Here is a 12,367-nt window from a genome sequence, read left to right on the forward strand (position 1 = left end):
AATGCAATGCATATTCTGGCAGGCGGGCGTTGAATTTCTTACATTGATTTGTCGTCTTGTCCGATACCGGTAGTTCGCGCAGATGGCGAATATTGAACATGCCGATGGACGATGCAAGGCGCGACAAATTCTGCGTGTTCACGTATTTGTCCGGCGCGGTATTCCAAACAACTATCAGGAGACCACGATGTTTGCACATAACAAGCGATTGCAGTACACGGTCAGGGTGAGCGAGCCGAATCCCGGTTTGGCTAACTTGATGCTTGAGCAGTTCGGTGGGCCACAAGGAGAGCTGGCGGCGGCAATGCGCTATTTCACCCAGGCGGTTGCCGAATCCGATCCGGGCCGCAAGGATATGCTGTTCGATATCGCAACGGAAGAACTGAGCCATCTGGAAGTGATCGGCAATATTGTCGTGATGCTGAACAAGGGGGCGAAGGGAAAACTGGCCGAAGGCATCGAGGAAGAGGGCGAGATGTACCGCTCGATTACCGGTGCCGGTAACGACAGCCATCTGACACAGGTACTGTACGGTGCCGGAGCGCCGCTGACCAACTCTGGCGGCGTACCGTGGACTGCGGCTTATATCGACACCATCGGCGAACCCACTGCCGATCTGCGATCGAACATTGCTGCCGAAGCGCGTGCCAAGATCGTCTACGAACGGTTGATCAACCTGACCGACGACCCCGGCGTGAAGGAAGCGCTGGGATTCCTGATGACCCGAGAAATTGCGCATCAGAAGTCATTCGAGAAGGCCTTGTACTCGATCACGCCGAATTTCCCGCCGGGAAAACTGCATGGCATGCCCGGCTTCTCCAGCACCTATTTCAATTTGTCGCGTGGTTTGGGCGAAGAACGCGGTTCGTGGAATCAGGGCGAGAAATGGAATTTCGTTTCCGACCTCGACGATGCGCAAGCGGTGGACGGTGGCGACGGCATGGCGACTGTAGAACTGCCGACTGACGAAGCGGCCGTTGAGCAGATGATGGCAGCGCGTACCGCTTCCGATCCATCTGTGGACCCGCTTACCGGCGCCGAAATCGGCATGGGCGAAATGGAAACGTCCGCCAAGGCCGACGCACCAAAGAAAAAACGTTGATGTTGAATAACAAGACAGCCGTTTGCGCGGCTGTCTTTTTTTATTACGACAAAAAGCGCGGGACTCTCGCGTTTTTCTATTGCAGATAAAGGAAGACGGTCATGCATGCTGGCGATCGCGAGGCGACACGCTCATTCGTTCAGGAAATAACATGGCGAAGAGTGACAGGAATCCTGATTTGCCTCGCAGGTGGTTTGCTTTTGGTGAACGATGTCATGCAGCAGTTGACGTGGAACGCCAACATGCGCGGGGCGCTGCTCGGCGGTGGAACGGCGGCGCTGGCGACGGGACTTGGCACCTTGCCGGTATTGTTTTCACAGAAATTTTCGCAACGCACGTACGATGGTTTTCTCGGTTTCGGCGCCGGCGTCATGCTGGCAGCGACTGCGTTTTCGCTGGTGATGCCGGCTCTAGCTGCTGCAAAATCGCTCGGTGCGAATGCGAGCGAGGCCGGTCTGAGCATCGGTGGCGGCATACTGATCGGCGCGATCCTGATCCTGCTGCTGGAACGCCGCACCAGCGGCAACAATCTCGCGCCTGCGATCGATGATTCGGTCATCTATGCCAACTCGTTACGACGGACATGGCTGTTTGTCTTCGCGGTTGCTTTGCATAATCTGCCAGAAGGTCTGGCGATCGGCATTGCATACGCAGGTATCGACCCGGACAAGGCCGATATGCTGGCCACCGGAATTTCCATTCAGGACGTGCCGGAAGGATTGGTTGTCGCACTCGCACTGCGCAGCGTTGGATACGGACGATGGATGTCGGCTGGGTTAGGTGTGATATCCGGTCTGATCGAGCCGGTGGCCGCAGTCGCCGGCGTGGCACTGATCGGCGTTTCCCGTGATTTGCTACCGTGGGGATTGGCGGCCGCCGCTGGAGCGATGTTGTTTGTGATTTGCCGGGACATCATTCCGGAATCGCATCGTAACGGCCACGGCACGTTTGCCAGCTGCAGTCTGGTATTCGGCTTTATTCTGATGACGGTCCTTGATACCGCATTGGCTTAACGTGATCTATTTACGCCGGATTGCATGCGCGCCGAGCGCGAGGCCGACGCCGAACGCGGCGTACACCAGAAACAGCGATGGCCTGGAAAGGCGTGCCTCGTAACCCGGCTGCAGGCGGTACGGCGTCATTTTGTAATCGACAAAGCAGGCAACTGCAGAGGCGGCAAGTGATGCCTTCAGAGTAGTCGACGAATTCTTGCGATCCAGCAAGGAATCGGCATAGTGCTCAAACAGAATGGCCCAGAATGTGGCGCTGGCGTGATGAATCACATAACCCGGAGCAGTATATTTAAACGTGGGCGCGTCTTGACGCATCGCCTTGTCTCCCCACAGCCAATGGCTGATCGCATTGGTTGGCGCAAACAGGCTGCCGGTTTCGCGTCTGCCGCATGCAGCGAGTGCTGCAGTGGACAAGACGCTGGCGAATGCGCCGGAGACAATACCGTGCCGGATGGAATCATTCCAGTTCTTCATGGCGGCTCCTTGATATGGTTATCTAGTGATGCTTTTTTACCGGCGCAGTTCCGTGCGGAGAATGTGCAATGCGAATATTGATCACCGGTTCCAGCGGCTTTATCGGCCGACATCTGACGGACGCGTTGCTGAGGGACGGGCATCAGCTGGTCTGTGCAGTGCGGCGTGTTCCAGCCGGGAATGCACCGGAAGGTGTTCGTTACGTCGAAGCTGATTTCACGCGCGACCTGCTGCCGGAAACCTGGACGAACCGGCTTGAAAATGTCGATGCCGTCATCAATGCCGTCGGCATCATTCGCGAAAACGATGCACAAACCTTTGACGCGTTGCATACCTACGCACCGCGTGCCTTGTTCGCGGCGTGTGCCAGGAAAAAGATCAGGCTGATCGTTCAGATTTCTGCGTTGGGCGCAGACGACGACGCGAAAAGCCGGTACCACTTGAGCAAAAAGGCGGCAGACGATTTTCTGCTCGCAAACAACTTGCCGGCAACGATTCTGCAGCCGTCGCTGGTGTACGGCCCCGGTGGTGCCAGCGCAGCGCTGTTCAATACGCTGGCGACCATGCCTTTCCTGGTGAAATTCGGACACGGCAGGCAGATGGTGCAACCGGTCCATGTTGACGATGTGGTTGACGCCGTGCGCGCGGCACTGCAAAGAATCGATCAACCGCCGACCAGGATCGCGGTCGTCGGCCCTGTCGCGATGACATTGACCGACTTCATCGTTTCGTTACGCACCGCGATGCATCTGAGACGCCCGATGATCGTGCCGGTTCCGCTTGGCATGGCGAGATTGGCGGCGCGGCTTGCGGGGCTTTTCAAGAGTTCGCCACTGGACGGGGAAACTTTCGGCATGCTGGAACGCGGCAACACGGCGGATAGCGCGGCGGTATGCACCCTGGCAGGCAAAGCCCCCCGTGGTGTTGCGCGTTTCATCGCACCGGCCGATGCATTGAACGTCCGTCTCCAGTCCCAGATGAACTGGCTCTTGCCTTTGTTGAGGGGAAGTATCGCCATGGTCTGGATGGTGACTGGCGTTCTGTCGCTTGGCATTTATCCGATCGAAGACAGCAAGGTGCTGCTCGAAAGAACGGGAATACCGGACACGTTGCAGCCATTGATGTTGTATGGCGCAGCGCTGCTGGATATCGCAATCGGCATCGCGATCCTGTTCATTCGGCGCAAATGGATTTGGGTGGTGCAGCTTGCATTGATTCTTTTTTACTCCGCCGTGATTGCGTGGCGTCTGCCGGAATTCCTGTTGCACCCTTACGGTCCGGTGTTGAAAAATCTACCGATGCTCGCGGCGATCTGGCTGTTGATGGCTCAGGAGAAACGTTGATGGATTACGTTACTGTTAAATGGCTGCACATCCTTTCATCGACGATCCTGTTCGGTACCGGCATCGGATCGGCGTTTTATCTGCTCGTCTCGAGTCTGGGCAACGACGCTCGTACGGTTGCCGCTGTCGCGAAATATGTTGTGATCGCCGATTGGTTATTTACCGCAACCACGGCAATCATTCAGCCGTTGACAGGTTTTTACATGGTGTTCATGGTCGGCATGCCGGTCGGTAGCAAATGGATCATGTGGTCGACCGGCTTGTACGCGGTCGCGCTGTGTTGCTGGTTGCCGGTAGTGTGGCTGCAAATGAAATTGCGCGACCTGGCCCGGCAGGCCGCGGACGACCATACCGGATTACCTTTGCAATACTGGCGTTACTTCAAGATATGGGCCGCACTCGGCATCCCGGCCTTTTTTGCCTTCGTCGCCATTTTCTATCTGATGGTGGCGAAGCCGCAGTAATGCGGACAGTAATACCGACAAGCGATGCCGACGAGCGATGCCAACGATTCCGACGACGTCAATGAACGTGCGCCGCGTGCTTTGCTTTCGTAAAATGACGGACAGCGCAGATTGCCGTCGCGACACCTGCCACCATCGCGACCGTGCTGCCGGAAAAACCGACGATGGTATCCGCAGCGATTCTGCCGGCTTTCGGCGCGACCAGTTGCATGCGGCGCTTTGTCATCTGCGTCCCGAGTTCGCGCAACCGCGATTTGTCCATCATCCGCTCGGCTTCGGCCAGCAGCACGGTTTCCTCATCGGCCACGTGATGAATCACATCGCGCATCAGTTCCATTACCAGCTCCTGATGACGTACCTCTTTGGGATCCGTCATCCGCAATTCGGCAATGATGCTGCGCATCTCGTCATGCTCGGGCACACTTTTCTGGATAACCGGCTCTTCACCGTTAAGCAGCCTGATGGCCGGATAAAAAATTTCTTCTTCCAGCGTTGCGTGAATTTCAAGCGCGTTGCAGATCGTGTCGGCCAATGCCTTCCTGACCTTCGGACTTTTATCGAGCGTGTATTGATGAAAGGTCAGCAGGACATGCGAATGATCGAAACGGATCATGTCGGTAACGGTTGGGGACAGTTTTGCTGAAAGCATGTTTCCTCCGGCGGCGTGGCGGTTGGCGGCGGTGTACCGAATGCACTTACCGTAACGCGCCGTCGGGGAACCGGAAATCGGATATGTCCTTGTCGTGCTGTAGGAATTTTGCCGCGACGCGATGTTTACGCTGCGTCACGGCAAGTTTTGCTAGAAACGGGAGGTGAGTAGCGTCAGCGTCTGGACCAGCAAGCGGCATTCCTCCGGATTGCCGATGCTGATGCGCAAGTATTGATCGATACGCGGATGCTTGAAGTGGCGGACGATGATTGCCCGTTCGCGCAGGCCGGCAGCGAGTTGCACAGCGGGTATCGAGGGATGGCGGGCGAAAATGAAATTGGCACGTGATGGCAGCACGGAAAACCCAAGCTTCTCCAGCTCGGCGGTCATTTCTTCGCGACTTTCCATGATGGCTTTTGTCGTCTGCCGGAAATAGGCGTCGTCGCCATAACTGGCGACCGCGCCGGCTACGGCAAGGCGATCCATCGGATAGGAATTGAAACTGTTTTTCACGCGTTCCATGCCTTCGATCAGCGCGGCGTTGCCGACCGCGAAGCCGACGCGCAGGCCGGCCAGCGAGCGCGACTTCGAGAAAGTACGGACGACAAGCAGGTTGGGATACGCATGGATCAGCGGCATCGCGCTTTCGCCGCCAAAGTCGACGTAAGCTTCATCGACGACGACAACGCTATCCGGCTTCGCGTTCAGCAGTGCCTCGATTTTTGCGAGAGGAAGCGGAATGCCGGTCGGTGCATTCGGATTCGGGAAAATGATGCCGCCGCAGTCGCGCTTAGCGTACTCGGTCGTATCGATTTCCATTGTGTCGGTCAACGGAATTTCTTCGTAATCGATGCCGAACAGGTTGGCATAGACCGGGTAGAAGCTGTAGGTGATGTCCGGGAACAGCAATGGCGACGAATGCTTGAGCAGCGCCATGAAGGCGAAGGCCAGTACTTCGTCGGAGCCGTTGCCGACGAAAATTTCGTTTGGCTGCACATCGTGGTAATCAGCCAGTGTCTGTTTCAGCACGCTGGAATCCGGGTCGGGATACAGACGCAGCGCATCGGCGGTAACGGCATGCATCGCCGCCATGACGGCAGGCGACGGCGGATACGGGTTCTCGTTGGTATTGAGCTTGATCAGGCCGGCGATCTTTGGCTGTTCGCCCGGCACATATGGCGTCAGGGTCCGCACCAGCGGGCTCCAGAATTGACTCATGACTGCATTCCTTTATCGATGAACCACACATTTTATAGGAGCCGGCCTTCTGGTAGAGTGCCGCCATGACAAAATTGACGCTAGACCGGATCCTGCAGTCGCAGGGATACGGCACCAGAAAATACTGCCGCGGCCTTATCGAGGACGGCGAAGTCACGATCGGCGGTGAAGTGGTAACCGATTACAAGGCTGCTTTCGACACAGAAGGGCTGGAGTTCACGATCTTCGACGAGACATGGCTGTACCGCGAGCATGTCTACATCGTGCTGAACAAGCCGGCCAACTTCGAATGTTCGCGCAAGCCCAGCCATCATCCCGGGGTGCTGACCTTGCTTCCCGAGCAATTCACCTGGCGTGAACTGCAGCCGGTCGGACGTCTGGACCACGACACTACCGGCATGCTACTGATGTCGGATGACGGTCCCTTCATTCATGCGCAATCCTCTCCGAAGCGGCATGTGCCGAAGGTGTATGTGGCGACCACGCACGAGCCGGTGACGCCGGAACTGGTTGCGCAATTGCTGGAAGGCGTGCAACTGCACGACGAACCGGCGCCTCTTGCGGCGCAAACTTGTCGCATGCTGGGCGCGAACCAACTGGAAATCGTGCTGGAGCAAGGCAAATACCATCAGGTCAAGCGCATGCTGGCCGCAGCCGGCAATCATTGCTCGGCGCTGACGCGTGTGGCAATCGGGGAGTTGACACTGGCATCGCTGAACCTGCAGGAGGGGGAGTGGGCCTATCTGGATGCCGCGCAACTGGCGCTGCTGAAACCTTCCGACGCAATTTCCTGACGGGTAAGGCCGGCTGGTATTTGGCTGATATTCGGTCGATATTCCAGTTGGTATCGCGGCCGATTACGGGCCGCCTTCGTCTGGCGAATCCGACAGTGTGTGACATTGCATCACGGTGATTGTTAATTTCGGTTAAACGTGCGTCTTCTGCGATCTATCGATCATGGCATTGGGCTATGATCGATTCGATACTCATCGAGGACTGCAACGGTAATGCACGCAATCAAACCTGTCATTCAGCTCGCCAAGGAGCGTGCCTTATTCAGATTCTCTGCCCTTGCGTCGCAGATGCTTCAGGATGCCAGCGCCAGCATCGCGCAAACGATGCCTATTGCCAAATCGGCGGCCGAACAAAAAGCCATTTCGGCATCAAGAGATTTCATCGCCACATTCGGCCCGACCTTTCTCGCTCGTTTGAAAACCAGTTACACCGGTTATGTCGAACGCGGCATGCAGACGATGTATCGCGACCTGCGCAAGGAATTGCAGGACGTCTCGATCGATACGCTGGCGCTGGTGGACGATGACACCATCATGCGGCAGATCGAAGTCGAACGCCGTGTGCTTCGCCTGCGCGATGCCGACCAGCAAAGTCTGGGGCGGCTGAACCTGATGATTGCGCAGTTGCATGACGAGCATAGTGTGCGCGAACGCGAAAATCCCTTCCGTCCCTATCTGATGGCACGTGCGCTGCACGATGTGTTGTGCGACATGACGTCGTCGCCCGACGTGTGCACAATGCTGTTCGATCACATGTCCGGCGCACTGGCATTGCAGTTGCCCGAGTACTTCACCGCGATCCGAGCGGTGTTCGAGGCGAACGGCGTACAGGTTCGCCTGCTGGCGCGGCCGTCCGTGATGAGCCGGCAGGATCGCGAGATGCTGTCGTCTGCACAAATGAATCAATCCGCGTTTCAAAATACGGTCATGCCGGCGGCAGCGCTGCCGGCACTGGATCGCATTCTGTCGTTGTTGCAGCAAAAGGCGCCGGACAGCAATGGTGCCGGCAATCTTCACGCGGGAATGAACAATCTCGTCTCGTCGTCGCCGGCGGAAAACCGGGCGCCTTTGCAGGATTTCGTCTGGAAGATTTTCAATCAGTCCGCTGCTGCCAGAATGCCGGCGGCGCCGCGTTATGGAGGTGACACGACACAGCCGCAAGTTGCCAATGTGCGTTCACCCTTGCTGGACCAGCTGCATCTTCTGCAGCAGAGCGCAACGGATGAAGGCGCTCCGGTCAATGCAACATCCGATTTGCAAAGCGTGCTGGAAACGGAAAAACTGACGGAACTGGATCGGGTCACCGTCGATGTCGTGACAATGCTGTTCGATTTCATTGCGCACGATGCGCTGATTCCTGCGGCATATCGCGCGCCCATCTTGCAGTTGCAATTGCCGTTTATGAAGGCGGCCCTGTTGTCGCCGGATATTCTGCGGAAAACCGATCATCCAGCCCGGCAGGTGCTGGATCGCATGGCATCGGTCGCGATCGGGCAAACGACCGAGTCGGCATGGGGCAGAGATATTCTGGCAATGATGGAAAGTACTGCAGCCGATATCCTGCGCGACTTCGGCGAAGATACGGCAGTTTTCAATGAAGCACTCGGCCATTTGAATCTGAAGCTGGCACAACGTCTGAGCACTGCCGGCGAGGAAACGGTACAGGCCATTGCAGCACTCGACGAAGCAATGCAGAACCCGCAACAACACGAAGCGCTGGTCACACAGACCGTCAATGCGCTGCGCGAACGCATGTCCATCATGGAATCCGATTCGCGTGCAACGGAGTTCATTGTCAAGACGTGGAGTCGTGTGCTGATTCATGCGATTGAAGACGACGAGATCGACAGTAAACTCAGGCAGCAATATCGCGACGTTGTTCCCGATCTGCTGTGGAGTGTGCAGAGCCTGGACGGGGGCGAGCGCAGCACATTGATCAAGCTGTTGCCATCCCTGGTGCAGCGGGTGCGCAGCGGCTTGAAGCTGCTTGCAATGCCGGAAGAAGAAATGCAGCGCGTCATGGACACTCTGGTGGCAATGCATACCGAAGTGTTGCGTGCAATGCAAAGTGGCATTACGGTGCCATCGATTTCACTGGTGGCGTTACATCAGCATTTCGCCAAATTGCAGATCGGCGCGGCCGTGCCGGAAGAGGAGCTGGCAATTCACGCGCCGACCGTTTCGCCGCAACGTCTGCAGATCATCTTGAGAAAATCCGGCGTACCTGTCGATCTGCATCTGGATCGCGATATCGGCAGCCTGCTGAACGCGGACATCAAATGGCTCGCCGGCATGCTGCCGGGAACCGCGATTGAATACTGGAACGGTGAAAGCTATCGTCCGGCCATGCTGGTCTGGATCGATCCGCAGCAATCGTTTTATCTATTCAAACCGATGGTGCAGGATGAAACCATGCTGCTTTATTCATCAATTGCATTGATAAAAGGCTTGCGCGAAGGGTCGGTCGGCATGATCGAACATGCGCCGGTATTCGATCGGGCGATTGAATCGCTGCTGCAGAATGCCGATGGCGCATCCCAGGCATCGTCCTGACTGCCTTGATTGCCAGGTCCCTGCGGGTTCGCGATGTCGCGTTCTGCTCCGGCCATATGCAGCCGAAGCAGGGCCCTTCCTGCTCCCTGTTTTTCTTCCAGTTACTTGATGATGCGATAGCAGGGCGTGTACGTCATGCCCGGCAGCTTCATCCTGCCTTGCAGGACGAAGGACGACAGTAGCGCGTCCATCGGTTCCATGATTTCCAGATCGCCGCTGATTTCGAAGTGACCGTATTTCTCGATCGCGCGAATACCGCTTTCCTTCACGTTGCCCGCGACAACGCCGGAAAAGGCACGTCGCAGGTTGGCGGCCAGCAAATGGCGTTCCTGATTTCTATGCAACGACAGGTTGCGCATGTTTTCATGCGTCGGTTCAAACGGATGCTGGAAGGCGTGGTCGATCTTCAGCGTCCAGTTGTAGTAATAGGCATCGCCATTACTCTTGCGGAACGCGCGCACACGTGCAATGCCTTCCAGCATTTCGCGCGCGACCTGCGCCGGATCGTCGACGATGATCTTGTACAGTTTCTGCGCATCCGGGCCGAGCGTGATGCCGATGAAGTTGTCGATCTGGCGGAAGTAGTCTGCCGCGCTGGCCGGACCGGTGAAGATCAGCGGGAAGGGCAGCTTGGCATTGTCCGGGTGCAGCAGGATGCCGAGCAGATACAGGATTTCTTCAGCCGTACCTGCGCCGCCCGGGAAGACCACGATGCCGTGGCCGGTCCGCACAAACGCTTCCAGGCGTTTCTCGATATCCGGCATGATGACCAGATCGTTGACGATCGGATTGGGCGCTTCCGCAGCAATGATGCCGGGTTCGGAAATGCCGAGATAACGGCCGTTCGGAATCCGCTGCTTGGCGTGGCCGATGGTGGCGCCTTTCATTGGGCCTTTCATTGCGCCGGGGCCGCAGCCGGTGCAGATGTCCATGTCGCGCAGGCCGAGCTCGTAGCCGACTTTTTTCGTGTAATCGTATTCCTCGCGCGAAATCGAATGGCCGCCCCAGCAGACGACCAGTTTCGGATCGATGTGCGGTTGCAGCACATTGGCATTACGCAGGATGTGGAAGACGGCATCGGTGATGCCGGCAGACGACTCGATGTCGAATGCGGCGTTCAGCATGATCTCGTCATGGATAAACAGCACGTCGCGCATGACCGAGAACAGATGTTCGTGAATGCCCCTGATCATCTTGCCATCGACAAAAGCGGTAGCCGGCGCGCCCTTGATGTCGAGCTTGATGCCGCGTTCGCGTTCGATGATGTCGACAGAAAAGGACTTGTAGCGCTCCAGCAATTCCTTGCCGTCATCGGTACTGCTGCCGCTGTTCAGCACGGCCAGCGCGCAGTTGCGGAACAGGTCGTACAAGCCATCGTTGCGGGTATCCAGCAGACGGTGAACTTCGGCTTTGGAAAGAACGTCCAGGCGACCTTCAGGGGAGAGTTGCGTATCGACTACATCGTATGTCATGAGGCTTGATATCTTTGCGGAAATGAAGAGGTGGACGAAGCGCCAGCCTGCGGCGATCCGGCAAGTATAGCCGTTGCATCATTGCGGAGAAAGCAGGACTGGAAAAGCCGGAGGGAAAGACCGCATCGCCTCGATCGACGATGCGGCGAACAACATGGTGTCAACGGCCTGGAGAGAAATCGAACGCCGCCTTCAATGCGCGATAGGCCTTTTGCGCAACGACGGTATGAACCGGCGGGGCGACGGTGGTGATGACCGCGTACAGATCACCGGCCGGATCGCCGGGGATGCCCTTGCCGCGTACGCGCAGTTTGCGTCCGGCAACCGAGCCGGGTGGCACTGACAACTGGATCGAGCCTTCCGGCGTGAATACATGGGCGGTGGTGCCGAGCATGGCGGCGCTGGCGCTCAGCGGCACATCGACATAGATGTCGCGTCCTTCGACACGGTAGCGGCGATGCGGGCGAATCACGACTTCCAGATACAGGTCGCCGGCCTTGCCTTCACCGGTACCTGGAAATCCCTGGCCGGCCAGCCGCAAGGTCTGTCCGCCGCGAATTCCTTTTGGAATGCTGACTTTCAATATGCGTTTGGTCACCAGCGGCATGCCGTAATCGTCGGTCATGTAGGTCGGTATCGAAATACTGCGCGCGGTGCCATGATAGGTGTCTTCCAGGTCGATCTGGACTTTCGCATGCTGGTCGCTGCCATGGATGTTCATGCCGCGATGTTTTGGCGGCTGAAGGTCCGGACGACCCATCATCTCGTCGAGAATATTGCCGAAATTTTCGTGTGGCCGTTCCGTACGCTGTTCTGCGCGCTTTGCGTGATGTGTTGCGTCGGCCGTTGCTTCTTTTTCCCTTGCCGCAGAGCTGTAGCTGCGGCCCGACTGCGGCGGTTGCCGGGAGGATGAGGCACCGCTGCTTTCCCTGCGGCTGAAAAGCGGGCGCGGCATCTGGTCGTAGGCCAGACGCTTTTCGGGGTCCTTGAGGACGGCATAGGCTTCGCCGACTTCCTTGAAGCGAAGTTCGGCCAGCGGCTCGCGACTGACGTCGGGATGATATTTGCGCGCGAGTTTGCGGTATGCCTTCTTGATGGCATCCGTCGTGGCATCGGGCGGTACGCCCAGCGTTGCGTAGTAATCCTTGAATTTCATCTGTCAGGTTCTTTGGCAGCCTTGCGATTATTCATCCTGTCGAGAATTTCTTGTTATGCAGTGCTTGCTGCAGAAACATTCTGACATGACCCGGTTGGCGGATAACGAACGAATAAGACAACTATTGCT

At 57.1% G+C, this 12,367-nt stretch carries 11 protein-coding genes; 6 read left to right on the forward strand and 5 right to left on the reverse strand.

The window, feature by feature from the left end; translation table 11 throughout:
• Window positions 1-187: 187 nt before the first annotated feature.
• Window positions 188-1,102 carry a manganese catalase family protein gene (locus VN114_RS06585; protein WP_325513207.1) on the forward strand — a complete coding sequence of 305 codons (915 nt, stop codon included), beginning with the start codon at window positions 188-190 and terminating at the stop codon, window positions 1,100-1,102.
• Between the two features lie 203 nt (window positions 1,103-1,305).
• The gene (locus VN114_RS06590) at window positions 1,306-2,115 is read left to right on the forward strand and encodes a ZIP family metal transporter (protein WP_325513209.1); all 810 of its coding nucleotides are present in this window, start codon (window positions 1,306-1,308) and stop codon (window positions 2,113-2,115) included.
• A gap of 6 nt (window positions 2,116-2,121) precedes the next feature.
• On the opposite strand, the gene VN114_RS06595 is transcribed toward VN114_RS06590, so the two are convergent.
• Window positions 2,122-2,589 (reverse strand): hypothetical protein, encoded by a 468-nt coding sequence (locus VN114_RS06595; RefSeq protein WP_325513211.1) that lies wholly within the window; start codon window positions 2,587-2,589, stop codon window positions 2,122-2,124.
• A 68-nt stretch (window positions 2,590-2,657) separates the two neighbouring features.
• Between VN114_RS06595 and VN114_RS06600 the strand changes: the two genes are divergently transcribed.
• Together VN114_RS06600 and VN114_RS06605 are read left to right on the forward strand one after the other, a co-directional pair.
• On the forward strand, window positions 2,658-3,932 hold the full coding sequence (locus VN114_RS06600) for an SDR family oxidoreductase (RefSeq protein ID WP_325513213.1): 1,275 nt from the start codon (window positions 2,658-2,660) through the stop codon (window positions 3,930-3,932).
• On the forward strand, window positions 3,932-4,396 hold the full coding sequence (locus tag VN114_RS06605; protein ID WP_325513214.1) for a DUF2269 domain-containing protein: 465 nt from the start codon (window positions 3,932-3,934) through the stop codon (window positions 4,394-4,396). Before VN114_RS06600 ends, VN114_RS06605 begins: the two co-directional genes overlap by 1 nt.
• A gap of 58 nt (window positions 4,397-4,454) precedes the next feature.
• Here the strand turns inward: VN114_RS06605 and VN114_RS06610 are convergent, their stop codons facing one another.
• The gene (locus VN114_RS06610; protein WP_325513216.1) at window positions 4,455-5,045 is read right to left on the reverse strand and encodes a hemerythrin domain-containing protein; all 591 of its coding nucleotides are present in this window, start codon (window positions 5,043-5,045) and stop codon (window positions 4,455-4,457) included.
• A 150-nt stretch (window positions 5,046-5,195) separates the two neighbouring features.
• The gene (gene hisC, locus VN114_RS06615; protein WP_325513218.1) at window positions 5,196-6,263 is read right to left on the reverse strand and encodes a histidinol-phosphate transaminase; all 1,068 of its coding nucleotides are present in this window, start codon (window positions 6,261-6,263) and stop codon (window positions 5,196-5,198) included.
• A gap of 65 nt (window positions 6,264-6,328) precedes the next feature.
• Here hisC and VN114_RS06620 point away from each other — a divergent pair, with 65 nt between their 5' ends.
• A complete protein-coding gene (locus VN114_RS06620; RefSeq protein WP_325513220.1) occupies window positions 6,329-7,057 on the forward strand; it encodes a 16S rRNA pseudouridine(516) synthase in 729 nt (242 codons plus the stop codon).
• A gap of 213 nt (window positions 7,058-7,270) precedes the next feature.
• Entirely contained in the window at window positions 7,271-9,610 is a 2,340-nt protein-coding gene (locus VN114_RS06625) for a DUF1631 family protein (protein ID WP_325513222.1), read from the forward strand.
• Window positions 9,611-9,711: 101 nt separating this feature from the next.
• Here the strand turns inward: VN114_RS06625 and ppnN are convergent, their stop codons facing one another.
• On the reverse strand, window positions 9,712-11,082 hold the full coding sequence (gene ppnN, locus VN114_RS06630) for a nucleotide 5'-monophosphate nucleosidase PpnN (RefSeq protein ID WP_325513224.1): 1,371 nt from the start codon (window positions 11,080-11,082) through the stop codon (window positions 9,712-9,714).
• 160 nt (window positions 11,083-11,242) lie between these two features.
• Window positions 11,243-12,238, reverse strand: a complete 996-nt coding sequence (locus VN114_RS06635) for a DnaJ C-terminal domain-containing protein (protein WP_325513226.1) — start codon at window positions 12,236-12,238, stop codon at window positions 11,243-11,245.
• Between the last annotated feature and the right edge of the window lie 129 nt (window positions 12,239-12,367).

This window comes from Oxalicibacterium sp. (assembly GCF_035565035.1).
Classification (GTDB): Bacteria; Pseudomonadota; Gammaproteobacteria; order Burkholderiales; family Burkholderiaceae_D; genus Oxalicibacterium.

Excerpts from the sequence above, each read along its gene's own strand:
- VN114_RS06635 (WP_325513226.1), bottom strand. The coding sequence starts at position 12,238 with ATGAAATTCAAGGATTACTACGCAACGCTGGGCGTACCGCCCGATGCC.
- VN114_RS06620 (WP_325513220.1), top strand. The coding sequence starts at position 6,329 with ATGACAAAATTGACGCTAGACCGGATCCTGCAGTCGCAGGGATACGGC.
- VN114_RS06600 (WP_325513213.1), top strand. The coding sequence starts at position 2,658 with ATGCGAATATTGATCACCGGTTCCAGCGGCTTTATCGGCCGACATCTG.
- VN114_RS06605 (WP_325513214.1), top strand. The coding sequence starts at position 3,932 with ATGGATTACGTTACTGTTAAATGGCTGCACATCCTTTCATCGACGATC.
- VN114_RS06610 (WP_325513216.1), bottom strand. The coding sequence starts at position 5,045 with ATGCTTTCAGCAAAACTGTCCCCAACCGTTACCGACATGATCCGTTTC.
- VN114_RS06585 (WP_325513207.1), top strand. The coding sequence starts at position 188 with ATGTTTGCACATAACAAGCGATTGCAGTACACGGTCAGGGTGAGCGAG.
- VN114_RS06625 (WP_325513222.1), top strand. The coding sequence starts at position 7,271 with ATGCACGCAATCAAACCTGTCATTCAGCTCGCCAAGGAGCGTGCCTTA.
- VN114_RS06595 (WP_325513211.1), bottom strand. The coding sequence starts at position 2,589 with ATGAAGAACTGGAATGATTCCATCCGGCACGGTATTGTCTCCGGCGCA.
- hisC (WP_325513218.1), bottom strand. The coding sequence starts at position 6,263 with ATGAGTCAATTCTGGAGCCCGCTGGTGCGGACCCTGACGCCATATGTG.
- ppnN (WP_325513224.1), bottom strand. The coding sequence starts at position 11,082 with ATGACATACGATGTAGTCGATACGCAACTCTCCCCTGAAGGTCGCCTG.